The following is a 24,195-nucleotide window of genomic DNA, read 5'->3' on the forward strand; positions in this document are numbered from 1 at the left end:
TCAGTTACGTCTAGGGTCGGGAGGGAGACGGAGAGCCGCCGTAAGGAAGGGGCAGCACCATGGCGCAGGAAGTGCGCGGCGTGATCGCACCGGGGAAGGACGAACCGGTACGGGTCGAGACGATCGTGATCCCGGATCCGGGGCCGGGCGAGGCCGTGGTGAAAATTCAGGCGTGCGGGGTCTGCCACACCGACCTGCACTACAAGCAAGGCGGGATCAACGACGAGTTCCCCTTCCTGCTCGGCCACGAGGCGGCCGGGGTGGTGGAGTCGGTCGGCGAGGGCGTCACGGACGTCGCGCCGGGTGACTTCGTGATCCTGAACTGGCGTGCGGTGTGCGGGCAGTGCCGGGCGTGTCTGCGCGGGCGGCCCTGGTACTGCTTCGACACGCACAACGCGAAGCAGAGGATGACGCTCGCCTCGACGGGGCAGGAACTGTCCCCGGCTCTCGGGATCGGTGCGTTCGCGGAGAAGACGCTGGTCGCGGCCGGTCAGTGCACCAAGGTCGACCCGTCGGTGTCGGCGTCGGTGGCCGGTCTGCTGGGCTGCGGGGTGATGGCGGGCATCGGTGCCGCGATCAACACCGGCAACGTCGGCCGGGGTGACACCGTGGCCGTGATCGGCTGCGGCGGGGTGGGGGACGCGGCGATCGCGGGGGCGAACCTGGCGGGCGCCGCGAAGATCATCGCCGTCGACATCGACGACCGCAAGCTGGAGACCGCCCGCACGATGGGCGCCACCCACACGGTCAACTCGCGTGCGGCGGATCCGGTGGAGGCGATCCGCGAGCTGACCGGCGGGTTCGGTGCGGACGTGGTCATCGAGGCGGTCGGCCGCCCGGAGACCTACCAGCAGGCCTTCTACGCCCGGGACCTGGCCGGCACGGTCGTCCTGGTGGGCGTACCGACCCCCGAGATGAAGCTGGAACTGCCGCTGCTGGACGTGTTCGGGCGGGGCGGTGCGCTGAAGTCGTCCTGGTACGGCGACTGCCTGCCGAGCCGGGACTTCCCGATGCTGATCGACCTGCATCTGCAGGGCCGCCTGGACCTGGGGGCGTTCGTGACGGAGACGATCCAACTCGACGAGGTGGAGAAGGCGTTCGAGCGGATGCACCACGGCGACGTGCTGCGTTCGGTGGTGGTGCTGTGATGGCCGCGCGCATCGAACGCCTCGTCACCGCCGGGCAGTTCAGCCTCGACGGCGGGACCTGGGACGTGGAGAACAACGTGTGGATCGTGGGCGACGACCACGAGGTGATCGTGATCGACGCCGCCCACGACGCCGACGCGATCGCCGAGGCGGTGGGGGACCGGCGACTGACCGCGATCGTGTGCACCCACGCCCACAACGACCACATCGACGCCGCCCCCGCGCTCGCTGAGCGCACCGGAGCCACCATCTGGCTGCACCACGACGACCTGCCGCTGTGGAAGCAGACCCACCCCGGCCGGGACCCCGACGCGTGGCTGCTCGACGGCCAGGTGATCGAGGCGGCCGGCGCCGACCTGCGGGTCCTGCACACACCCGGCCACGCACCGGGCGCGGTCTGCCTCCACGATCCCGGCCTGGGCACGGTGTTCACCGGCGACACCCTCTTCAAGGGCGGCCCCGGCGCCACCGGCCGCTCCTTCTCCCACTTCCCGACGATCATCGACTCGATCCGCGACCGCCTGCTCACCCTGCCGCCCGACACGCAGGTCCTCACCGGCCACGGAGACTCCACGACCATCGGCGCCGAAGCCCCGCAACTGCAGGAGTGGATCGCCCGGGGACACTGACGGTGACTCCTCCCTGAAAGGCGACAGAGGATGTCCGGCTTTCCCGTCACCCTCGAAGGCGACAGCACTCGGGAACCACGAGAAACGGGAGGCCGGACATGTCAGGGCCACTGAAGGGCAGGGTCGCGCTCGTCGCCGGAGCGACACGGGGCGCGGGGCGGGGGATCGCGGTGGAACTCGGGGCGGCCGGCGCCACCGTGTACGTCACCGGCCGCAGCACCCGCGAGCAGCGCTCCGAGTACGACCGCCCCGAGACCATCGAGGACACCGCCGACCTGGTCACCGAGGCCGGCGGGGAGGGCATCGCCGTACCCACCGACCACCTCGAACCGGCGCAGGTGCGCACCCTCGTCGAGCGCATCGCCCACGAGCAGGGGCGCCTCGACGTCCTCGTCAACGACATCTGGGGCGGCGAGAAACTCTTCGAGTTCGACGCCCCCGTCTGGGAGCACGACCTCGACAACGGGCTCCGGCTGCTCCGGCTCGCCGTCGAGACGCACGCCATCACCAGCCACCACGCCCTGCCCCTCCTGCTGCGCCACCCCGGCGGCCTGGTGGTCGAGGTGACCGACGGCACCGCCGAGTACAACCGCGACACCTACCGCAACAACCTCTTCTACGACCTCGCCAAGGCGTCCGTCCTGCGCATGGCCTTCGCCCTCGGCCATGAACTCGGCCCGCGCGACGCCACCGCCGTCGCCCTCACCCCCGGCTGGCTGCGCTCGGAGATCATGCTCGACGCCTTCGGCGTCACCGAGGACAACTGGCGCGACGCCCTCGACCGCGTCCCCCACTTCGCCATCTCCGAGACCCCGCGTTACGTCGGCCGCGCCGTCGCCGCCCTCGCCACCGACCCCGACGTGTCCCGCTTCAACGGCCGCTCCCTCTCCAGTGGCGGCCTCGCCCGGGAGTACGGCTTCACCGACCTCGACGGCAGCCGCCCGGACGCCTGGCGGTACCTCGTCGAGGTCCAGGACGCGGCGAAACCGGCGGACACGACCGGCTACCGCTGAGGTCGGACGGGGCCCTGGGAGCCGAGTGCTCCGATCACGACGCCGATGAGAGCGGAGAGTTGCTGCAGGAATGCCGGCATGGACGCACGGTGGCTGCCCGGTTGATCGTCGGGGCACTACCGTCGGCCCCATGACGGACACCAAGCGATTCGAGGGGTACGGAGTTCTCGTCACGGGCGGGGCCCGCGGCATCGGCGCCGCCACCGTCCGCCGGTTCGCCGGGGAGGGCGCGAGGGTCCTGGTGACCGACCTCGACCTGCCGGAGGCCGAGCGGACGGCGACGGCGCTGCGCGAACAGGGGCTGGGCGCCGAGGCGTTCGGGTGCGACGTGGGGGACAGGGCCTTGGTCGAGGCGGCCGTCGCCCACGCCGTCGCCGCCTTCGGCTCCCTCGACGTCCTGGTGAACAACGCCTACGGCTGCACCCCCGACGCCCCGCTCTTCGAGGACGAGCCCGACGAGGTGTGGACTCGCGACGTCGACCTCACCCTGACCGGCGCCTACCGCTGCTGTCGCGCCGCCCTGCCCCACCTGGCGGCCTCCGGGCGCGGCGCGATCGTCAACATCGGTTCCGTCAACGGCCTTCAGGACTTCGGCAACCACGCCTACAGCGCGGCCAAGGCGGGTCTGGGCTCGCTGACGCGTACGCTCGCCGGGCACGCGGCGGCGCGCGGGGTGCGGGTCAACATGGTGGTGCCGGGCACGGTCCGCACCACCGCGTGGGAGGGGCGGGACGCCGAACTCGACGTGATCCGCGAGCTGTATCCCCTGGGCCGTGTCGGCGAGCCCGAGGACATCGCGGCCGCCGTCGCCTTCCTCGCCTCGCGTGACGCGTCCTGGATCACCGGCACGTCCCTGTGCGTCGACGGCGGGCTGACGGCGGTGAACACGGGGTTCCGGGCGGCGACCGGACAACTCGGACAACTCGAACAACGTGGAGACGCTTGACCGTCCATGCGGCGCTCAGTCGATCCGCGCCGCAGCCACGGCCGTCAGCACCCGCTCCACATCCTCCTCGGACGTACACCAGTTGCTGAACGCCGCTCGCAGCGCCGGCACCCCGCCGTACACCGTCGGTGTCAGGAAGGCCTCGCCGGAGGCGGCGACAGCGTGGGCCAGGGCGTTCACCCGTTCCTGCGTCGGCTGGTCGGCGAGGGTGAAGCAGACGACGTTGAGCCGGACCGGCGCCAGCAGGCGCAGCCCGTCCAGCGCGGCCACGCCCTCGCCGAGCCGACGGGCGAGCGTGACGTTGCGCTCGACGATCTCACGGTGCCCCGTACCGCCGTACGCGACGAGCGAGAACCATGCGGGCAGGGCGCGCAGGCGCCGGGAGTTCTCCGGGGTCAGATGCAGGAAGTCGGGTTCGCCGGTGGGCAGGCCAAGGTAGGGCGAGGCGTTGTGGAAGACCCGCACCTGGAGGTCCCGGCGGCGGGTGAACTGGACGGCCGCGTCATAGGGCACGTTGAGCCACTTGTGCAGGTCGACGCAGACCGAGTCCGCCGCGTCGAGCCCGTCGACGAGATGCGCGTACGCGGGGGAGAGTGCGGCGAAGCCGCCGAACGCGGCGTCCACGTGCAGCCAGAAGTCGTACCGCTCCTTCAGGGCCGCGATCGCCCGCAGATCGTCGAAGTCGACCGTGTTCACCGTGCCGGCGTTCGCCACCACGATCGCGGGCCGACCGTCGAGCGCGGCCAGGGCGGTGTCGAGGGCGGCCACGTCGACGGCCTCGCGGTTGTCCGGCAGCACGGGCACGCGGCGCAGCCGGTCCCGGCCGATGCCCAGTACGGACAGCGCCTTGGCGGTGCTGGAGTGCGGGCTGCCGGACAGTACGTCGACCGGCCCGAGGGCAGCGGCGCCGTCGCGTGAGACGTCCACGCCCAGCTGTTCGCCCAGCCACTCGCGGGCGACGGCGAGACCCACGGTGTTGGACACCGTCGCACCGGTCACGAACGCCCCGGAGTGCTCCTCGCCAAGCCCGAACAGCTCCCGCAGCCAGGCCACTGTCTCCCGCTCCAGGGCCGCCGCCCAGGACCCGGCCGACCCGGACGCGTTCTGGTCGTAGGCGCTGGTCAGCCAGTCCCCGGCGACCGAGGCGGGCGTGGCGCCGCCCGTGACGAAGCCGAGGTAGCGCGGGCCCGCCGAGCCGGAGAAGCCCGGCGCCCACCGCTCGGCGAACCGCGCGAGGGCGCCCTGCGCACCGGCACCCTCGGCGGGGAGGGGATCGCGGGCGGGGGCCTTGTCGAACTGGACCACGGGACGTTCCGCCAGCCCCGTCACCTCGCGGGTGGCGAAATCGCGGGCGGACTGAAGGAGTTCGGGAAGCCGGGAGAGATCGTCGGCGAGTGTGCGATGCATGGCGGGAGCCTAGGCGGGTGCACGGGGCCGACGACTGGTCCAGTTGAGGGAAACTGGATCAATGGAAACAGGCTTCGCCGCCGCACTGGGTGCCTGGCGCGACCGGACGGGACCGCTGGCCCACTCGCTGTCCGCGGCCGTCCGTGAGGCGGTCGTCGACGGCCGCCTGCCCGCCGGGAGCCGGCTGCCGTCCGAACGGGAACTCGCCCGCACCCTGGGGCTCAGCCGTGGCACCGTCGTCACCGCCCTGACCCGGCTGCGGGACGACGGCTGGCTGCACACCCGGCACGGCAGCGGCAGCGTCGTACGGCTGCCCGCCCGCCTCACCGAACGCACCACCCCCTGGTCCCTGGACCGGGGCGGAGCCGGTGACGCCGGCCTCGACCTCACCCTCGCCGTCACGGCCGCCCCGCACGACGCCTACCTCGCCGCCCTGGGCCGCGCCGCCGGGCGCAGCGCCGCCCTGCTCGTCGACTCCGGCGTCGCCACGGCCGGCCTGCCGCGCCTGCGCGACCTCCTCGCCGACCGCTACACCCGGACCGGCCTGCCCACGCGCCCCGAGCAGATTCTCGTCACCTCCGGCGCCCAGGCCGCACTCACCCTGCTCGTCGACCACCTCCACACCGACCGCGGACGACCGGTCGCCGTGGAGAGCCCCAGCTACCCGGGCGCGCTGGCCGTGCTGCGCGGCCGCCGCACCCGCCTGCTGCCGGTGCCCGTGTCGGCGGCCGACGGCTGGGACACCGACCACCTCACGGCCACGGTGCACCGCCACAACCCCCAACTCGCCTACCTGATCCCGGACTTCCACAACCCGACCGGCGCCCACATGAGCGCGGCGACCCGCGCGGAGATCGCCCGCCTCCCGCTGCCGGTGATCGCCGACGAGACCATGCGCGACCTCGACCTCAGAACCCCGACCGGCACCGAGCGCCACCTGGCCGGTCCCGGCGTGATCCAGATCGGCTCGGCCAGCAAGATCCTCTGGAGCGGACTGCGGATCGGCTGGATCCGGGCGACCGCCGATCTCGTACGACAGTTGCGGCGCAACCCCCTCCAGCCCCAGCTGTCGCCCCCGCCCCTCGAACAGCTCATCGCCGCCGAACTGCTCGGCGACGGTCTGGACGAGGTCCTCGCCGACCGCCGCGCCCGGCTGCGCGCCCAGCGCGACCACCTCGCGGGGCTCCTCGACGGGAGCGGATGGACGTACACGATCCCAGGCGGTGGCCTGTCGCTGTGGCTCCGACTCGGCGCGAGTCTGTCGGCGGTGGAGCTGGCGGCCCGGGCGGCCCGGCGTGGCCTCGCCCTGACGCCGGGGCCGCTCTTCGCCGCCGACGGCGCCACCCTCACCCACCACCTGCGCCTGCCCTTCACGGCGACGCCGGACGTCCTCACGCGCGCGGTGCGCCTACTGCGCGAGTGCCTCACGGAACCGTCTTAGCAGTGATCGCGCGGCCGGGCCGACCGGCCCGTCCGTCCGCCAGGCCAGTGCGATCCGCCCCCGCGCCCGTTCGTCGTCGATCCGCAGCGCACGCAGTCCGGAGGCATCCCACGGCGCCGGGACCACGGCCACGCCGAGCCCTCGCGCGGCCAGCCGTGCCAGCGCTTCCGGAGCCGCGGCCTCGAAGGCGATGCGTGGCTGGAAGCCCGCCTCGGCACACAGCCGGTCGAGTACGGCGCGCACCCCGGTCCCGCGCGGCAGGCTGATCAGCGGCCGCCCGCGCAGCGCGCGACACGGTCGTACGGCCGGAGTGCGCTTCGAGGAACGGGTGCACCCGGGGCCACGGCCGCGAACAGCGGCTCGTCGATGGACCTCGACCGCCGCGTCCCCGAGGACCGGCTGCGCCACGTCCTGGCAGGCGTCAACCCCAGGGCCTTCGGCTTCTTCGGTGTCGACCTCACCGGCGTCCAGTTGCACGCCGACGACCTCGACTGGAGCTTCGGCACCGGCACACCCCTGCACGGCGCCGCACAGGACCTCCTGCTCGTGGCGTACGGGCGCAGACTGCCCGCCGGACGACTCCGTGGCCAGGAAGTTCACCGTTTTGTCACAGCCTGACTGGGCATACAACCGCACGGCCCGCGTGCCGGTCCAACACTCAGAGACCGCACGGGACACGTGAAGGAGAAGCCCGACATGGGGGACATACGCAGACGAAGCGCCGTCGCACTAGGTATCACCGGACTGATCGCGCCGCTCACCCTCGCCCTGGGTGCCGCGCCCGCGCAGGCGGCCGGGAGCTGCACGACGCAGGCCGGGCCGTACCAGAAGCAGGTGGAGAAGTTCCTGGGCCGCCCGGTCGACGGCAGGCAGTCGTCCGCCGACTGCACGGCGATCCGGGCATTCCAGAACAAGCACGGCATCACGCCCAACATCGGCTACGCGGGCCCCGTCACCTGGGGCGTGATGGACCTCATGAACAAGCAGAAGGCCGTCGGCACGAACCCCAACAGGGACGGCAAGTGCCCGACGAACAAGGGCCGCATCGCCTGCGTCAACCTGACCCTTCAGCTGAGCTGGATCCAGGACGGCAGCAGGCTCGTCTACGGGCCGGTGCCGGTGCGTACGGGCCGCGACAAGTACGAGACCCGCACCGGCCTGAAGAAGATCTACTGGCGGCACATCGACCACGTGTCGAGCATCTACCACGTGCCCATGCCGTACAGCCAGTTCTTCGACGGCGGGCAGGCCTTTCACTCGGTCGGCGTCAGCGTGTGGAACCCGCCCGGCTCGCACGGCTGCGTCAACATGACGAAGACCGCCGCGAAGAAGTACTGGTCGCTGCTGAGGACCAACGACGACGTCTTCGTGTACGGCCGCAAGCCGGGCACCTGATACCGCACAGGCGCCCGGCCCCGGCGTCACAGCTCGGGCGCGTCCCCGAAGTCCAGGATCTCCAGCCGGACCCCGCCCTGCTGCGCGGACTCGTGCGCGACGATGCCCGGCAGGGTGTAGCGGGCGGCGACCCACGCGTTCACCGACGGCAGGGTGCGGGTGTTGACCGCGGTCACGAAGTCGTCGACCAGGAAGTGATGGCTGCCCTCGTGCCCGTTGTGCAGGTTGTCGAACTCCCGCGGCAGCCGCGCGCGGTCGTGCACCGGCGCCGAACCGGAGGTGAAGGCGGCCCGCAGCTCCGGCGCGATGTGCTGGAGTGACGGATCATCAGGAGCCATGGTCGGCTTGGGCTCCAGCAGTTCGCTGATGTCCTTCACGCCTTTCTTGTCCTGCCACAGCGCCACCGTCGCGAGCGTTTCCATGCTCGCCTCCGTCCCGAAGAACCGGAAACGCGACTCCCGGATGTGGGACGGATATCCCACCCGCCGGAACTCGTTCGTACGGAACGAGCCGCCGCCCGCCACCTCGAACAACGCGGTGGCGTTGGAGACGTCGTTGCCGAACTGGCTGACGTCCTTGTCGAAGACACCGTCGCCCCGGTCGTCCTCGACCCCGATGGCCGAGACACTCACCGCGTGCGTCTGCCAGGCCCCGAGCACACCGCCCACCGCGTGCGTCGGGTACAGCAGTGGCGGATAGCTGGCGGTCGCCTTCCAGTTCTCCCCGCCGCTGTACTGGTACGCCTCGTAGAACCCCAGATCCATGTCGTGGACGTAGTCGCCCTCGGCGTAGAAGAGCCGCCCGAAGGAGCCCTCGGCCATCTGGTTGCGGGCGTGCACGGTGGCGGGGTTGTACTGGCTGGTCTCACCCATCATGTAGGTCAGCCCGGTCGCCTTGACCGCTTCGATGATCGCCGCGATCTCCTCGGCGGTGATCGCCATGGGGACGGCGGAGTACACGTGCTTGCCGGCGTTCAGGCCCTGGAGCACCAGCGGCCCGTGTGTCCAGCGCTGCGTGAAGATCGCCACCGCGTCGACCGCGGGCGACTCCAGCATGGCCTCGTACGAGGGGAAGGTGCCGGCCAGCCCCTGGGCGGCGGCGAGCTGCTCGGCCCGCTCGGGCAGCAGATCGGTGACGTACACGTCACTGACGCCGGGGTGGGCCTGGAACAGCGTGGCGAACTGGCCGGAGAACTGGCCGGCGCCGACGATGCCGAGGGAGAACGTCATGTAAGGCATGCCCTTCACTGGTCGATTCACTGGTCGAGGATCAGGTTGATCTGGTCGGTGGTCTGGTCGAGGCTGGTCACGGACTTGCCGTTGCCGTAGATGGCCTGCATGGCGGGGTGCATCAGCGCGAACATGTCCGCCGCGTAGTTGGTGATCGGATAGGAGAAGGTGGTGAAGTCCTTCTTGTCGGCGACCGGCTTCGTGAACGCCGTGACGTCGATGCCCTTCTTCCGGTACGCGGCCACCGCGGTGTTGGTGCCGTCGGGCGTGGCCGGGAAGACGATGCCGTAACTTCCCACCGTCTTCTGGCACGCGTCGGACGCCAGGTACTTCACCCACTTCTTAGCGCCGGCCTTGTTGTGGGCGTTCTTGGTGATGGAGTCGGCGAGGCCGTTCATCATCGTGGCGCGCTTGCCGGTGGGGCCGACGGGGGTGAAGGCGGTGCCGACCTTCAGGCCCTTGGTGCCGTAGTACGTCGAGATCATCCAGGCGCCGTCGAAGGCGGCGGCGGCCTTGCCCCCGGCGACCTGCGCGTTGGCAGGGTTGGCGCCCGCGCTGTAGTCCGTGAGCGGGGCCATATAGCCCTTCTTCGCCAGTCCGAAGTACCACTTGATCACGGACTGGAAGGTCTTGCTGTCGTACTGGTACTTGGTGCCCCAGCGCTTCTTGTCGGTGTAGGTCCAGCCCGCGGAGGCGGCGAAGTTGCTCCACTGCGTCTGGCCGTCACCGTCCCCGCCGCCGCCCGTCGCGAGGCCGTACACCTTCACGTTGTTCTTGTCGAAGCCCGGTTCGTCGCCGCGTCGGCCCTTCTTGTCGACGGTGAGATGCGCGATGGCCTTCTCGAAGGTGCCGCCGTTTTTGGGGTTCCAGGAGAGGTCGTTGAGCTGCTCCCCGGTGAGCCCGGCGGCGTCGGCCAGCTTCTTGTTGTAGAACAGGGCGACGGTGTCCCAGTCCTTCGGGGCTCCGTAGCGGTGTCCGTCCTGGCCCAGCCAGTTGGCGCCGAGTCCCGACTGGTAGGCCGAGTCGTCGACGCCCAGGTCGTCGAGCGGTTCGAGCACCTTGAGGTCGGCGAACTGGCCGAACTTCTGGATGTGGTCGGTGAAGACGTCCGGCTGGGTGCCCGCGATGAAGCTCGCGGTGAGCTTGGTCCAGTAGTCGTCCCAGCCCAACTGGGAGATCTTCACGTTCAGACCCGGGTTTTCCTTCTCGAAGCCCTTCGCGCAGGCCTGGTAGGCGGGCAGCTGGTTGGCGTCCCACAGCCAGTACGTCACCGTCCCACCGCCCGCTCCCGCCGTGCCGCCCTGGGCACACCCGGCCACGAGGGACAGCGCCAGCGCCCCGGTCATCGCAGCGACCGTACGAAATCGCATTGCCATCCCCTTACTTGATGCCGGTGAAGCTGATGGTGCTGACGATGCGGCGCGCGAAGAAGCCGAAGAGCACCAGCATCGGGAGGGCGGCGATGAGCGTGGCCGCCATCAGGCCGGACCAGTCGTAGCCGGTCTGCGGGGTCTGTGCCCGGAAGATGGCCAGCGCCACGGTGAGCACCCGCGAACTGTCGCTGTAGGACACCATCAACGGCCAGAAGTAGTCGTTCCAGGCGGTGATGTACGTCAGAACGCCCAGCGTGAGGATCGGGGTGGACGCCATGGGCAGCATCACCCGGAAGAAGATCCTGATCTTCCCGGCGCCGTCGAGCAGCGCAGCCTCCTCGACCTCCCGGGGCACGTTCATGAAGAACTGCCGCAGGAAGAACACCGCGAACGGCGTCATGAACATCGTCGGCAGGGCGATGCCCAACAGGTTGTCCACCAGGCCGAGTTGCTTGATCAGCACGAAGTTCGGCAGAAGGGTGAAGATCGTGGGCACCATCAGCCCGGCCAGGAACAGCCCGAACACCTTGTCCCGGCCGCGCCACCTGAGCCGCGCGAAGGCGTACGCGGCCATGGCGGAGAAGAAGATCTGGCAGACGGTGATCAGGGTGGACACCACCACCGAGTTGATCAGGTAGCGCCAGAACTTCAGCCCGCCGCCCGCGCCGCCCTGGGCGATCGCCTCCTTGGTCGACTGCAGCCCCAGGGCCCGTTCGAAGCCGCCGGCCGTCAGACCGACGGGCAGCGGGTCGCCGGGGTGGGACGCGAGCGCGGTGTTGGTGGACAGCGCGGTGCGCAGGATCCAGTAGAACGGCAGCAGGGTCACGAGGATGATCGCGGCCATCGCCGCCCAGGCCACGATCCGGCCGGGGGAGAGGCGGCGGCGTACGGGTCGTATGCCCGTCTGCGTTGTCGGGGCGGTCACAGCAGCCATGTCGACTCCTTCCCGGTCAGCCGAGGTCGCTCTGACCGGCACGGGTGAGCCGGTACTGGAGAATGGTGATCGCGCTCAGCACGACGAGCAGCGCCACGGACATCGCGGACGCGTAGCCGAACTGGAAGCGGCCGAAGGCCGATCCGTAGATGTAGTACTGGAGCACGTTGGTGGCGTTGGCCGGGCCGCCCTGGGTGGCGACGGCGACCGTGTCGAACACCTGGAACGAACCGATCACCGTCATGATCAGCACGACCGCGAGCACCGGCCGCAGCAGCGGCATCGTGATCCGCCAGAACATCCGCCACTCGCTCGCGCCGTCCACCTTCGCGGCCTCGTACATGTCGTTCGGGATGGCCTGGAGCCCGGCGAAGAGCAGCAGCGCGGTGTAGCCGACGTGCCGCCACACGTTGATCAGCGCGATCGTCGGGATCGCCCAGGTCTCGTCGGCGAGGAACGGGATGCGGTCGAGGCCGAGCCCGGCGAGGATCTCGTTGCCGATGCCGAGTTGGGTGTCGAGGATCCAGAGCCAGACGATGCCGGCGACCACGTTCGACATCAGGTACGGCGTGAGCACGATCCCGCGCAGCACCGCCGACTGTGTGAGCCGCTGGAGCAGCACGGCGATCGCGAGCGCGCACACCGTCTGTATCCCGATGTTGATCAACACGTACTCGACGGTGACCTTCATCGAGTCCCAGAAGATCGGGTCGTGGACCATCCGGACGTAGTTGTCCAGACCCACCCACTCCGCGGGGGTCAGCAGGTTGAAGCGGGTGAAGCTGAGATAGATCCCCCGCAGCGTCGGCCAGAGGAGGAAGACGACAAAACCCAGCAGGGCCGGGGCGACGAAGACAGCGGCGAGCCGCCCGTCACCCTGCCCCTCCCGGGCGCCGGCCCGGCTCGTCCTCGGCTTGGTCCGTGACTCCGTGACGCCGTCCAGGGGGAGACGTGACGGAGGACTGCTGGAGGCGACGGTCATCGGGAGACTCCCTCGTCTGCGGCGGCTCGTCCTCGGGCACTTACTTTTGTGGCAAAAGAATCCAGGCGTCAAGGGTCGCGTAAACATCTTTGCGAGAGGGGTCTCAACCTGCCTACAGTGACCTTGTTACTTTCCTGGCAAAAGAAATCATGTGGGAGTCTGACCTTCATGACCGCAGGTGCCGCCAGTTGGCTGCCGCTGAGCCCCGGGGAACGCTCGGTGGCGATCGAGGTGCTCGTCCACGGCCCGCTGTCGCGCACCGAACTCGCGCGACGGCTGGACCTCTCCGCGGGCAGCCTCACCCGCCTCACCAAGCCGCTCCTCGAGTCGGGCCTGCTCGTCGAGGTCCCCGAAGGGGGCACCCCGGCGGAGGCGCGCCAGGGCCGCCCCTCGCAGCCGCTGGACGTGGTCGCCGAGTCCCGCTCCTTCATCGGCTTCAAGATCACCGAGGACATGGTGTACGGCGTCGTCACCACCCTCCGCAGTGACATCGTGGCCCGCCACGACCGCCCGCTCGCCACGCACGACCCCGACGAAGTCGTGGAGGTTCTGGGGGAGATGGCCGAGGAACTCGCCCGCGCGCACCCCCGGCTCGCCGGCATCGGCATCGGTGTGGGCGGCCTCGTCGAGGACCGGGCCGTGGTCGCCGAGTCGCCCTTCCTGCAGTGGCGGGACATGCCGCTGGCCGCGCTCGTCGAGGAGCGCACGGGGCTGCCGGTGGTCGTCGAGAACGACGTCGCCGCCTTCGTCGAGGCCGAGACCTGGTTCGGCGCCGGCCGCGGCCTCGACCGCTTCGTCGTCCTCACCATCGGCGCCGGCATCGGCTACGGGCTGGTGCTCGGCGGCAAGCGGGTGCCCTGCGCCGAGGAGGACCGCGGCTTCGGCCGCCACTGGATCCTCGACCCGGGCGGCCCGCTCACCCCCGACGGTGAGCGCGGCAGCGCCGTCTCGCTGCTGACCATCCCCAACATCCGCTACCAGGTCCAGGCCGCCACCGGCCGCGACCGGACGTACGAGGAGATCCTCGCCCTCGCCGCCGCGGGGGAGCCCATGCCCGCCCGGGTCATTGGGGAGGCCGGCCGCGCCCTGGGCACGCTGGTGGCGCAGATCGCCAACTTCGCGATGCCGCAGAAGATCCTCCTCGCCGGAGAGGGGGTCGGTCTGATGGACGTCTCCGGAAAAGTGGTGGAGGACACCATCCGCGCCCACCGGCATCCGCTGGCCGCCCCCGTCGAGTTGGAGACCAAGGTCTCCGACTTCCATGACTGGGCGCGCGGGGCCGCCGTCCTGGCGATTCAGGTCCTCGTGCTGGGCGCGGCGGAGGCGTGAGCTGCGGCGATGCCGAACCGGGCGACGCGGGTTGACAGTTGGACGTGATCAGTAACACGTCGGAAATGTCCGTATCAGTCGTCTTTACTCACGTGGCCTTCACCCCTGCCGCCGTAAGATTCACACCATGTCCACCACTGTTGAACCCGTCTCCGATCGATCGGCTGCCGAGGTCAACGAGGAGATCCGGGCCCTGTGGCTCCGGTCGGGCGGGACACTGACCGGCGAGCAGCGCGAGGAGTACCAGCGCCTCGTCATGGAGTGGGCCACCGCGGCCCCTCATCCGGTGAAGGCGGCCTGAGCGTCACCTGACCCGGGTCGCCGCCCGGCATCGGAGCGCCGTCCCTGGGCACCCCGTACCGGATGGGTGCCCTCCTCGCGCCGACCTCGGCCGTCGTCTACGGCATCGTCGACTTCGCCGGCGGAATCCTGTCCCGCCGAGCCCACTTCGCGACCGTCACCTTCCTCGGCCAGGTGGGCGGGCTCGTGCTCGCCTCCCTCACCGCACTCGTCGTACCCGCCGGGGCCGTCCGCCCCGGCGATCTGCTGTGGGGCGCTCTGTCGGGCATCGGCAGCGGCGCGGCCATGCACTTCCTCAACCGTGGCCTGAGCCACGGCGCGATGAGCGTCGTCGTGCCGGTGAGCGCCGTCACGTCGGTCGCGCTGTCCGTCCTGTGCGGGGTGGCCCTCGGTGACCGTCCCGGCAGCCTGGCCTGGACGGGCATCGTCCTCACCGTGCCCGCGCTGTGGCTGGTCGCCGGGGGCCGGCCGGGAGAAGGCGGCGGCGTACGGGACGGTCTGCTCGCCAGCCTGGGGGTCGCCGCGCAGTACCTGGCACTCGCCCAGGCGGGCCCGGCCGCCGGGCTGTGGCCTCTGGCGGCGGGCCGGTCCGCCGCCGTCCTCGTACTGCTGCCGACCGCCGCGCGTCACGCCCGGCGCACGACGACGGCACTGAGCGCCGGGGCGGTGACGGTCGGAGCCGGGGCCGCGCTCGGCCTCACGCTGTTCCAACTGGCCTCTCAACGACAGATGCTGGCGGTGGCGGTCGTACTCGCCTCGCTCTATCCGGCCCTCCCCGTGATCCTCGGGCTCCTCCTGCTGCACGAACGGGTCACCCGAGGGCAGACCCTGGGGTTGTTGGGCGCGGCCGTGGCCACCGTGCTGCTGACCCTGGGATGAGGGGATCAGCTCCACGTCGCCGAGTAGGTGCGGCGGTAGGCGTTGCGGTCCTTCTCCGCGCGGATGTACCGGCTGGCGGCCAGCGCGACCAGGCTGCCCGCGATGACCAGCAGCCCGGGGCCGACGTTGCGGGGATCGGTGATCCGGGCCGCGAGGGACTCGCCCGCGGCGCCCGTCACCGGGGCCGACGAGCCCGGCGAGGCCGCCCCCGGGGCGATCGCGCTCTGCGTGGCCGAGGCGGACGGTGCCGGGACACCGGACGGCGCGGCGCCCTGCCCGCCGGCCTGCGCCGACACGATCAGCTTGACCCGCAGCGCGGTCAGTGCCTTCGTCACCGGCTGGAAGAACGTCGTGCCGCCCGTCTTGCAGTCACCGCTGCCCCCCGAGGTCACCCCGAGCGCGATGCCCTCCGAGAACATCGGCCCGCCGCTGTCCCCCGGTTCCGCGCACACATTCGTCTCGATGAGCCCGCTGACGGTGCCCTCCGGGTAGTTCACCGTCGCGTTGAGCCCGGTCACCTGACCGTCACGAAGCCCGCTCGTGCTGCCGCTGCGGAACACCCGCTGGCCCACGGCCGGATCACCCGCGCCCGTGATCCGTACGCCCTTGCCGTTGCCGACGGACACGACGTCGGCGCCGTTCCCGGCCTTCCCGTCGTTGTACTGGACGAGGGAGAAGTCGTCGCTCGGAAAGCTGCCGCCGACCGTCTTGCCCAGCTGCTGGCTGCCCCGGTTGTCCGAGAACCAGACCGAGCCGGTGGGGCCGCAGTGCCCGGCCGTGAGGATGTAGTCGCTCTGGCCGTCCGTCACGTTGAAGCCCGCCGAACAGCGCCCGCCCGTCGACAGGATGGGCTCTGCGCCATTGAGCCGCGTCGTGAAGGTGCCCCCGGTGCGCTCCATCCGGACGAAGCTGCCGATGCCGGCCGCGGTCTGCGTCATTTTCGACCAGTCGGCCGACGACACGGTGGTGTCGCCCTGCACCACGATCTGGTTGTTCCTGTAGTCCATCACCCACGCCGTGCCCGGCACCCGCGGGGCCGAACGCAGCGTCGCCGCGGCCGACTTGAGCTCGTTCATGCTGTGTCCCACGACCTTGGCCTGCGCCCCGGCCTCCCGGACCTCGGCGGCCGTCTCCTCGTCGGTGACGGCGACGACCGGCCGCCCCTCGGCGTCGACCCAACTGCCCGCCGTACGGGCGGTGCCGAGCCGGGACACGAGCTCCGCGCCGCTGCTCCCGGCCGACTGCGCGGCACTGCGCGGGACGGCGGAGGTGCCGGGCGTCTCGCTCGCCATGGCCTGCGTGACCATCAACCCCCCGAGGAGGACTCCGCCGACGGCCGCCAGCCGTGTCACTCGCCGGACGATCCGTCGTCGTACGTGCCTCATGAATGGCTCCCGAACCCCGAACGTGCGGTGCCAACACCGCGAGGCCCTCCGGTCGTTGAGCGCCCTTCTTCTCATACGGGCCAAAGGTCCTCGGTGTTCACCGCGCGACGATCACGCCGTCATTTCTCTCCGGTCCGTCCAATCCGTCCGGCACCCGGTGTCCTCACCCGCCGGGCCGAGCCGCGACCAGCTGTGTTCGTCGCCCCAGACGGACGCCGCGCCGACGTACGGGCGCAGCAGGGCGGAGAGGACCGGGTCGCCCCGGCCGTTCAGCTCGTCGGAGGCGATCTTGCGGGCGATGCCGGCGAGGAAGTCGGCGAGCTGCACCCGCGGATCCTCCCGGGCGACGACGAGCCGGAACCCGGCCAGGCGCACGCCGTGCAGCCGGGCCGTCTCCTCGATCCAGGCGATGCGGTCCGGCGTCAGCATGTTCTGCCGGTCGTGCACGAGGGTCACCGGCGGGCAGCCGGCGCTCCAGTGCGCGGCCGTGCGGACAATGGCGGGGAGCAGCGGATTGAGGACGGGAATCAGCAGGCCCGGTCCGTTCGTGATCCGCGCGCGATAGGAAACCGCCCGGGGCCGGGCTTCGGCGAGGCGTCCCAGAACGATCGCCGCGTCGGAACCGGAATGCGCACGCACCAGGGAATCCACCGTACGGAAGAACGCGTCGACGGGCGTGTCGGGATCACCGTAGTAACGCACCCGCAGCATCTGGTTGGCGGCTTCGAGGAATTCCCTCCACCCCTCGTCCCCGAAGGTGCGCCGCCCCTCCCGGTACAGGACGACGGCCTGCGTCCCGTCGCCCAGCAGCAGGTCGACGGCCCGGTCGACGACGTAGAAGGCCTTCTCGGTGAGGTGCACATGGGCGTGGCCGTGGAGCGGTCCCGACGGTGAGAGCAGCCATTCCAGCACCGCGCGGTGCTTTTCCCGCAGCAGATGGTTCGCCTTGTACTCCTCGGCGGGGGAGCGGATACGGCGGCGTATCTCCCGCACCTGTTCGGCGGCGAATTCCACGGTCAACCGCACACTCGCGTGCGCGAACACGTCCGTGTTCCCGCCGGTGAGGTTCTCGCCGTCCGATCCCGACTCGTCGCAGGCGACTTCCAGCAACGCGCTCGCGCCCGCCGCACCCGCTGCGTTCACACGTTTCCAGGTCACACCACGGCCCCCTGTCCTGTGCTCATGACCAGCATCCCGCACAAGGCGTCCGGCGAACCGGGGATTAGCGGCGCGCACCGAATCACGACCGCCTCCGATGCCGCACGCACGCCCCTGCTCACGCCCCCTGGCGGGCACCGGGCGCCGCTTACCGTGGTCGGCAAGGACCGCTGCCGGGGGAGGTGTGCGGGCGGTGCCACTGGGCAGGGAGGACCCGCGGACGATCGGCGGGTACACGTTGACCGACCGGCTGGGGGCCGGCGGGATGGGCGTGGTGTATCGCGGCAGCTCGCGCTCGGGGCGGCAGGTCGCGGTGAAGGTGGTGCACGCGCAGTACGCCGACGATCCGGAGTTCCGGACCCGGTTCCGCCAGGAGATCGCGGCGATCCGCAAGGTGAGCGGCGCGTTCACGGCGCCGGTCGTGGACGCGGACCCGGACGCCCCGCGCCCCTGGATGGCCACCCAGTTCGTGCCGGGGCCCACTCTGGCCGACCGGGTCGGTGACGAGGGGCCGCTCGCGGGCGTGGAGCTGGCGCGGCTGGCCCTCGGGCTCGTCGAGGCGCTGCACGAGGTGCACCGCGCGGGGGTCGTGCACCGTGACCTCAAGCCGGGGAACGTGCTGATGGCGTCGGACGGTCCCCGGGTCATCGACTTCGGCATCTCCCGTGCCGCCGAGAACCAGCCCCTGACCGAGACCGGCCACGTCATCGGCACCCCGCCCTTCATGTCCCCCGAGCAACTGCGCGACTCCCGCTCCGTCGGACCGGCCTCGGACGTGTTCTCCCTCGCTGCGACCCTCGTCTACGCGGCGACCGGCCACGGTCCCTTCGACGCGGACGGCCCGTACATGACCGCCCAACGGGTCCTGAACGAGCAGCCCGACCTCACCGGCCTCGATGCCCCCCTGCGCGCCGTCGTGTCCCGCTGCCTGTCCAAGTCCCCCGACGACCGACCCCGACTGGACGCCCTGGCCCGCCTGTTCGAGCCCTTGGCGGAGGAGCGGCCGGGCGGAGCGACCCTCTCACCGGGCAGAACGACGCGGGCCGCTTCGAGGGAGACGGACTCCGCTTTGGAGGAGAGCGACTTCGCCTCCGCGGGGCGGGGTGCTGTCCCTGCGGGGCTGGATGGGGGCTCTGCGGGTGTGGGCGGCGACTCTGCGGGGGCGGGTGGTGAGTCTGCGGGGGTGGGTGCTGTTCCTGCGGCGTCGGGTGGCGAGTCTGCGGGGCAGGGTGCCGTCCCTGCGGCGTCGGGTGGCGAGTCTGCGGGGCAGGGTGCCGTCCCTGCGGCGTCGGGCGGTGAATCCGCGGGGCCGGGTGGGGTTTCTGCGGATTCCGATACCGCCTCCGCCGTGCGGGACGTTGCCGCTGCTGAACGGGACGTGGCCATCGCGCCGGTCGGCCTTCCCCCAGCGCCGCCGGATCTTGCCTCCCTGTCGTCGAGCCCGACTTCCGGGGTGCCGAATCCGTCTCGGACGGCACCGGATGCGGCCCCGTCGGCAGCGGACTCCCCATCGGCGGCGTTGCGTCCGGGCCGTGAGGAGCCGTTCGCTGTCGGGGATGCCCCCGATCACGCGGGGCGGTCTGCGGCCTGGGCGGCAGGGGAGGTGCCCGCGGCAACATGGCGCCCAGGTCGTGAGGAGCCGTTCCCTGCCGGGGATGCCCCCGATCACGCGGGGCGGTCTGCGGCCTGGGCGGCAGGGGAGGTGCCCGCGGCAACATGGCGCCCAGGTCGTGAGGAGCCGTTCCCTGCCGGGGATGCCCCCGATCACGCGGAGCTGTCCCTGGCCCCGGCGGCAGCCGACCCGCCCCCGTCGGCAGCGGGTCCGCCCCCGTCGGCAGCCGACCCGTCACCCGCAGTTTCGCGCCCTGCCCCAGCCGCTCTGGATCCCGCTCCCGCCGCTCCGGACCCTGCTCCCGCCGCTTCGGATCCCGCCCCCGAGCCCTCCGCCGGCCCTACCGCCTCGTCGTACACGAGCGGGTGGTCGAGGTGGCGGCGCTACCCCGTGGCCGCGGCTGCCGCTGTTGCTGGAGCGGTGGTCCTGGCGTCGGCCGTGTACCTGAGCGTTCCGGAGGGGGACCGGGCCGGAGGGAAGGCGGGGCCGTCGCCCTCTGCGAGTGCGCGTCGTGATGTGCTGCCTGCGGGGTGGCGGCCGTGGGAGACGTCGCTGTACGAGCGGACGGCCGCCGGTCAGAAGGCCGTGGGGAGCCGGGACGACGACCGGGGCTCGGCCACGGACTGCGCGCTGCACGACGGCTCGGTCTACTGCGGCGGCGAGAACATCCGTCCCGTGCGGATCGACGCGGCCACCGGCAAAACCCTGTGGCGCTCAGTGCCCCTCGCACCGGACGGTGTGGACTACGCCGCACACGTCATCGGCGCGCGCAGCGACGCCGTGCTCGTCGAGGTGACCGCCTCCAACCTCCTGGGCGAGGAGGGCGACGAGAAGAGCGTCGTCGCCCTGGACCCCCGCACCGGCACGCGGCACTGGAAGCACCTCGTGTTCAACGACATGTTCTCCGTGGTCACCCTGTCCGGCGACCTCGTCGTGGCCCGCACCGGCGACGGCGACAAGGTGACGGCCTGGGCGGCGGACACGGGGACCGAGCGCTGGACCACGACGGTGCCGGCGGACGCCTACTGCCTGATCTACCCGAACGCCGCGACCCTCTACGTGCTCTGCGACCCGAACGAGGACGAAAAACTTCCCGCCCTCGGCTTCGTCCTCGACCGGAAGGACGGAACCCCGCGCTCCCTGGGCACCCTTCCCGCCACCGATCTGCTCGGCACCCACAAGGGCCGTCTCGTCTTCACCCGCTGGCGCATGGAGGACGGGTCCGCCGGGACCAGAGGAGGCTGGGACGACACCGGTGTACACACCCACGTCGTGCTGAGCGACCCCGACGACGGCTCCGAGACCACGGTGAAGCTCGCCCACCAGGCCGTCGGCCAGCCGACCCTCCTCGACGGCACGCTCTACTTCGTACCGGCCGACGGCGTGGTCACCGCCGTGTCACCGGAGACGGGCCGACACCTGTGGACCGTACGGACAGGTGAGGAGATGCTGCAGCCCGTGCTCTCACCGGACCGTCGCACGCTGTACCTCGTCGGCGCGAGCGGACGTGTGCTCGCCCTCGACCCGCGCACCGGCGGCCGGCGGTGGCAGTCGGCCGCGCGCGCACCCGACGGCGACCTGTGGTGGCTGTACCGGCCGGTGCTGTTCAACGGCAGGGCGCTGATCGTCGACACCCCCGACGGCACCCTCTTCACGCTCGACCCCGCCCACCCCGACCGCACCCGTTCGTGAGAGGTCCGTCGGGAACGTGTGACCTCCGCGCAATCTTCCAGCCATGTATTGACATGCGGCTGAAACCGTTCGTAGCTTGGGCGCCTCGATTTAGATTCGTGAAGCAAGTTCACGGATATGAACGGAGTGTGTCCATGGGGCATCGCCGACGACGCCGCCACCTGGTCGCCACGCTTGCCGTCACGGGGCTGATGTTCGGAACGGCCGCCTGCGGCTCCGGTTCCGGCAGCGCCGGCAGCAGCGACCCGAACACCCTGGAGGTGTGGACCCGGAGCAATCCGGACTCCGCGGCCACCTATGACCGTGTCTTCGCCGCCTTCACCAAGAAGACCGGGATCAAGATCGACTATCAGCCGGTGGTCAACTTCGACCAGCAGTTGCAGAGCCGGGCCTCCACCAAGGACCTGCCGGACGTCATGATCAACGACACGGCTCTGATGGGCAGCTACCAGAGCCAGGGTCTGCTCAAGCCGATCGATCCCGCCTCGATCGCGGGGCACGACCAGATCACCGCCAAGAGCTGGTCCTCCACCGTGGGCATCGACGGCAAGCACTACGGCATCCCGTACTCGCGGCAGGCACAGACCCTGATGATCCGCAAGGACTGGCTGCGGAAGCTGGGGCTGAAGGCGCCCACGACCTGGCAGGAGATGCTCACCGTCGCCAAGGCCTTCGCCACCCGTGACCCGGACGGGGACGGCAAGAAGGACACCTACGGCATGGTCGTCCCGGGCAGCGCCCTGAACGGCTACGCGGCCTGGTGGGGCGCGAACTTCCTGTGGCAGGGCGGCGCGAAGATCATCGAGCCGGACGGCAAGGGCGGCTACCGCCCGGTCATCGACTCGGCTGCCGCCGTACGCACCGTGACGTGGATGAAGGACAACCTCTTCTGCGGCGTCAAGGGTGTCGTCCAGCCCGGCGCCGTGACCGCCATCACCGGTACCGCCACCAACTTCCAGGACGGCAACGCCGGTATGTACCTCACCGGCCCCTACAACATGACCACCTTCGACGGGACGGTCGGCAAGGACAAGTACGAGGTGGTGCCCGCCCCCGCGGGCCCGGCCGGCTCCGACGTGCTGGCCGACGGCGAGAACGTCTACTTCGGCGCCAAGACCGGAAAGACCGAGCAGGAACAGGCACTTGCCGCCTTCCTCGTCTCCTCCGAGGGCCAGAAGATCGCCATGACCAGCGTCGACGGCCATCAGCCCGTCGTACGCATCCCCACCAACTCCACCCTGGACGCGGCCGAGGTGCGGGACGACGCGCGCTGGAGCGTCGTACAGAAGGCGTACGAGCACACCTCCGAGCAGTTCCCCAACGCACCGGACTTCGCCCCCATCAAGCAGGACACCGCAGACAGCCTCAACGCCCTGTTCACGTACTGCGGCAGTGACGTCCGCTCCGGCCTGAAGGAGCTCAACGAAACCCTCGCCGGTGACCTCAAGGACCAGGACCTGTTGAAATGACCGCTACCGTGACCACGCCCGCAGGGCGCAGAGGGCTGAACAAGAAGGCAGTGCTGCCCTGGCTGTTCCTCGCCCCGGGTCTGCTGCTCGCCCTCGTCTTCAAGTTCGTGCCGATGGGCAAGGGCATCTGGCTCAGCTTCTTCAAGGTGCGGCCCTTCCTCGGTGACCAGTGGGTCGGCCTCGACAACTACACGCGCGTGCTGAGCGACCAACGCTTCCAGGACGCGATCGGCCACACCCTCGTCCTGGGCATCGGCATCTCGCTGGGCGCCATCCTCGTGGGCTTCCTGCTCGCCCTGATCCTGGAGGGCCAGGCACGCTCCCTGAAGTTCGTCCGTACGGCCGTGTTCCTGCCCGTCGTCACCGCGACCGCGGTGGTCGGCGAGCTGTGGCGGCTGATGTACTACCCGACCGGCGACGGCCTCATCAACACCGGCCTCGGCTTCCTCGGCATCGGTCCCGTGCCGTTCCTCGACAACCCCGACACCGCGCTGTGGTCGACCATGGTCATGGGCATCTGGATGGCCGCCCCGTACAACATGGTGATCATCCTTGCCGGACTCGCAGGCGTGGACCGCTCGTTGTACGAGGCGGCGGCGATGGACGGCGTCTCCCTGTGGCAGCGTCTGCGCCACATCACGCTGCCCGCGATCCGCCCCGCCCTCGGCATCGTCCTCACGCTCGCCGCCATCCGCGGACTGCGCGTGTTCACCGAGGTGTACGTCCTCACCGGCGGCGGCCCCGCCGGCTCCACCGAGGTCTGGATGACCCGCGCCTACACCCTCGGCTTCACCCGCAACGACATCGGCGGCGCGTCCGCGGCCTCCGTCGTGCTGCTCTGCGTGACGCTGCTGCTCACCGTCACGGTCAACTACTTCCGCAAGAGGGGAGACGTGCGATGAGCGCACCCGCCCTCGACCCCGTCCGCACACCGTCCGACGAGGTCTCCCACTCCGCGTCGAAGGGCACCGGCAAGCGAGCCCGCACCACCCCCGCCCGCTTCGACACCGCCCTCGGCTGGAACGACAGGCCCGGTCTCGGCCTGGCCCTGCGCATCCTGCTCTGCGTGATCGCCCTGGCGATCTTCGCCGCGCCGCTTCTCAGCATCATCTCGGGCGCGTTCAGCACGAACCCCAGCGGCTCCTCGCTGTCCTTCCTCCCGCATCACCCCACGCTGTTGAACATCAAGGTGGCGGGCGAGCGCGGCATCTGGGACTACTTCACCAACTCGCTGGTCATCGCGGGCGGCGGGCTGCTGCTCCAGCTCGTGGTCTCGGTGCTCGCCGCGTACGCACTGGCCCGGCACCGTTTCCGCGGCCAGGCCCTGATCCTGACCCTGTTCATGCTGACGATGATGCTCCCGGAGGAGGTCATCGCCATCCCGCTGTCCCTGGTCCTCGGCCATGTCCCGGTCGTGGGGCTGGACTTGAAGGGAACGGTCTGGGCGGTGATCCTGCCGCTCGGCGCCTGGGGCTTCTCGGTGATGCTGCTGACCGAGTTCATGAAGGACATCCCCACCGAGATCGAGGAAGCCGCCCGCATCGACGGCGTCGGAGAGCTGCGGATGCTGTGGCAGGTCATCCTGCCGCTGTGCAAGCCCGCGCTCGGCGTGGCCGGCGTGCTCGGCTTCATCATGATCTGGGACCAGTACCTCCTGCCCCTGATCGCCGCCAAGGACCCCACCGACTACACGGTCACCGTCGCCCTGTCCATCCTGCGCACCGACCCCGAGGTCGGCTCCGGGGTGGTCCTCGCCGGCGCGGTCATCGCACTCGTCCCCAGCCTGATCGTCTACCTGCTCCTCCAGCGCTCCTTGGTCACCGGCATCGCCGCCGGCGCCACGAAGGGCTGATCCCCCACACCCCCAGAGGGAG

At 70.7% G+C, this 24,195-nt stretch carries 22 protein-coding genes; 14 read left to right on the forward strand and 8 right to left on the reverse strand.

What is annotated here, in order from left to right:
• Positions 1-59 precede the first annotated feature (59 nt).
• The 4 genes from ACFYWX_RS22945 (at position 60) to ACFYWX_RS22960 (ending at position 3,736) form a co-directional block, all read left to right on the forward strand.
• The gene (locus ACFYWX_RS22945; RefSeq protein WP_389425924.1) at positions 60-1,148 is read left to right on the forward strand and encodes an S-(hydroxymethyl)mycothiol dehydrogenase; all 1,089 of its coding nucleotides are present in this window, start codon (positions 60-62) and stop codon (positions 1,146-1,148) included.
• Positions 1,148-1,777 carry an MBL fold metallo-hydrolase gene (locus tag ACFYWX_RS22950; RefSeq protein ID WP_389425925.1) on the forward strand — a complete coding sequence of 210 codons (630 nt, stop codon included), beginning with the start codon at positions 1,148-1,150 and terminating at the stop codon, positions 1,775-1,777. The genes ACFYWX_RS22945 and ACFYWX_RS22950 overlap by 1 nt, the downstream gene beginning before the upstream one ends.
• A 98-nt stretch (positions 1,778-1,875) precedes the next feature.
• Positions 1,876-2,790, forward strand: a complete 915-nt coding sequence (locus tag ACFYWX_RS22955; protein ID WP_389425926.1) for an SDR family oxidoreductase — start codon at positions 1,876-1,878, stop codon at positions 2,788-2,790.
• A 130-nt stretch (positions 2,791-2,920) separates the two neighbouring features.
• Positions 2,921-3,736, forward strand: a complete 816-nt coding sequence (locus tag ACFYWX_RS22960) for an SDR family NAD(P)-dependent oxidoreductase (RefSeq protein WP_389425927.1) — start codon at positions 2,921-2,923, stop codon at positions 3,734-3,736.
• 15 nt (positions 3,737-3,751) lie between these two features.
• Here the strand turns inward: ACFYWX_RS22960 and ACFYWX_RS22965 are convergent, their stop codons facing one another.
• Positions 3,752-5,143, reverse strand: coding sequence for a pyridoxal phosphate-dependent decarboxylase family protein (locus ACFYWX_RS22965; protein ID WP_389425928.1), 1,392 nt, complete (start codon positions 5,141-5,143; stop codon positions 3,752-3,754).
• Positions 5,144-5,204: 61 nt separating this feature from the next.
• Here ACFYWX_RS22965 and ACFYWX_RS22970 point away from each other — a divergent pair, with 61 nt between their 5' ends.
• Positions 5,205-6,584 carry a PLP-dependent aminotransferase family protein gene (locus ACFYWX_RS22970; protein WP_389425929.1) on the forward strand — a complete coding sequence of 460 codons (1,380 nt, stop codon included), beginning with the start codon at positions 5,205-5,207 and terminating at the stop codon, positions 6,582-6,584.
• Here ACFYWX_RS22970 and ACFYWX_RS22975 read toward each other — a convergent pair.
• Positions 6,552-6,827 (reverse strand): LysR substrate-binding domain-containing protein, encoded by a 276-nt coding sequence (locus tag ACFYWX_RS22975; protein WP_389425930.1) that lies wholly within the window; start codon positions 6,825-6,827, stop codon positions 6,552-6,554. The genes ACFYWX_RS22970 and ACFYWX_RS22975 overlap by 33 nt on opposite strands.
• 123 nt (positions 6,828-6,950) lie before the next feature.
• On the opposite strand from ACFYWX_RS22975, the gene ACFYWX_RS22980 reads away from it, so the two are divergent.
• On the forward strand, positions 6,951-7,202 hold the full coding sequence (locus ACFYWX_RS22980) for a hypothetical protein (protein ID WP_389425931.1): 252 nt from the start codon (positions 6,951-6,953) through the stop codon (positions 7,200-7,202).
• 78 nt (positions 7,203-7,280) lie between these two features.
• Positions 7,281-7,979, forward strand: a complete 699-nt coding sequence (locus tag ACFYWX_RS22985) for a L,D-transpeptidase family protein (protein ID WP_389425932.1) — start codon at positions 7,281-7,283, stop codon at positions 7,977-7,979.
• A gap of 26 nt (positions 7,980-8,005) precedes the next feature.
• On the opposite strand, the gene ACFYWX_RS22990 is transcribed toward ACFYWX_RS22985, so the two are convergent.
• From ACFYWX_RS22990 to ACFYWX_RS23005, 4 genes are read right to left on the reverse strand one after another with little or no spacing between them, the layout of a single operon-like run.
• On the reverse strand, positions 8,006-9,208 hold the full coding sequence (locus ACFYWX_RS22990) for a Gfo/Idh/MocA family protein (protein ID WP_389425933.1): 1,203 nt from the start codon (positions 9,206-9,208) through the stop codon (positions 8,006-8,008).
• Positions 9,209-9,234: 26 nt separating this feature from the next.
• Positions 9,235-10,578, reverse strand: a complete 1,344-nt coding sequence (locus tag ACFYWX_RS22995) for an ABC transporter substrate-binding protein (protein WP_389425934.1) — start codon at positions 10,576-10,578, stop codon at positions 9,235-9,237.
• Positions 10,579-10,588: 10 nt separating this feature from the next.
• Positions 10,589-11,515 (reverse strand): carbohydrate ABC transporter permease, encoded by a 927-nt coding sequence (locus ACFYWX_RS23000; protein ID WP_389425935.1) that lies wholly within the window; start codon positions 11,513-11,515, stop codon positions 10,589-10,591.
• A 16-nt stretch (positions 11,516-11,531) separates the two neighbouring features.
• Positions 11,532-12,497: a carbohydrate ABC transporter permease gene (locus ACFYWX_RS23005; RefSeq protein ID WP_389425936.1), complete on the reverse strand. Its 966-nt coding sequence runs from the start codon at positions 12,495-12,497 to the stop codon at positions 11,532-11,534.
• Positions 12,498-12,665: 168 nt separating this feature from the next.
• Between ACFYWX_RS23005 and ACFYWX_RS23010 the strand changes: the two genes are divergently transcribed.
• From ACFYWX_RS23010 to ACFYWX_RS23020, 3 genes are all read left to right on the forward strand, one after another.
• Positions 12,666-13,826, forward strand: coding sequence for an ROK family protein (locus ACFYWX_RS23010; RefSeq protein ID WP_389425937.1), 1,161 nt, complete (start codon positions 12,666-12,668; stop codon positions 13,824-13,826).
• Between the two features lie 127 nt (positions 13,827-13,953).
• A complete protein-coding gene (locus tag ACFYWX_RS23015) occupies positions 13,954-14,127 on the forward strand; it encodes a hypothetical protein (protein WP_389425938.1) in 174 nt (57 codons plus the stop codon).
• A gap of 62 nt (positions 14,128-14,189) precedes the next feature.
• Complete coding sequence (locus ACFYWX_RS23020) at positions 14,190-15,005, forward strand: EamA family transporter (RefSeq protein WP_389425939.1); 816 nt, start codon at positions 14,190-14,192, stop codon at positions 15,003-15,005.
• 5 nt (positions 15,006-15,010) lie between these two features.
• On the opposite strand, the gene ACFYWX_RS23025 is transcribed toward ACFYWX_RS23020, so the two are convergent.
• Positions 15,011-16,390 (reverse strand): alpha-lytic protease prodomain-containing protein, encoded by a 1,380-nt coding sequence (locus ACFYWX_RS23025; RefSeq protein ID WP_389425940.1) that lies wholly within the window; start codon positions 16,388-16,390, stop codon positions 15,011-15,013.
• 111 nt (positions 16,391-16,501) lie between these two features.
• Entirely contained in the window at positions 16,502-17,548 is a 1,047-nt protein-coding gene (locus tag ACFYWX_RS23030) for a hypothetical protein (RefSeq protein WP_389425941.1), read from the reverse strand.
• Between the two features lie 193 nt (positions 17,549-17,741).
• Here ACFYWX_RS23030 and ACFYWX_RS23035 point away from each other — a divergent pair, with 193 nt between their 5' ends.
• The 4 genes from ACFYWX_RS23035 to ACFYWX_RS23050 all read left to right on the forward strand — a co-directional run bounded on the left by ACFYWX_RS23035 (position 17,742) and on the right by ACFYWX_RS23050 (position 24,173).
• Positions 17,742-20,852, forward strand: coding sequence for a PQQ-binding-like beta-propeller repeat protein (locus tag ACFYWX_RS23035; protein ID WP_389425942.1), 3,111 nt, complete (start codon positions 17,742-17,744; stop codon positions 20,850-20,852).
• Between the two features lie 134 nt (positions 20,853-20,986).
• Entirely contained in the window at positions 20,987-22,321 is a 1,335-nt protein-coding gene (locus ACFYWX_RS23040) for an ABC transporter substrate-binding protein (protein ID WP_389425943.1), read from the forward strand.
• A complete protein-coding gene (locus tag ACFYWX_RS23045; RefSeq protein WP_389425944.1) occupies positions 22,318-23,223 on the forward strand; it encodes a carbohydrate ABC transporter permease in 906 nt (301 codons plus the stop codon). Before ACFYWX_RS23040 ends, ACFYWX_RS23045 begins: the two co-directional genes overlap by 4 nt.
• A complete protein-coding gene (locus ACFYWX_RS23050; protein ID WP_389425945.1) occupies positions 23,220-24,173 on the forward strand; it encodes a carbohydrate ABC transporter permease in 954 nt (317 codons plus the stop codon). Before ACFYWX_RS23045 ends, ACFYWX_RS23050 begins: the two co-directional genes overlap by 4 nt.
• The last annotated feature ends 22 nt before the right edge of the window (positions 24,174-24,195 follow it).

The sequence above is a fragment of the Streptomyces sp. NPDC002888 genome, from assembly GCF_042888465.1.
GTDB lineage: Bacteria > Actinomycetota > Actinomycetes > Streptomycetales > Streptomycetaceae > Streptomyces.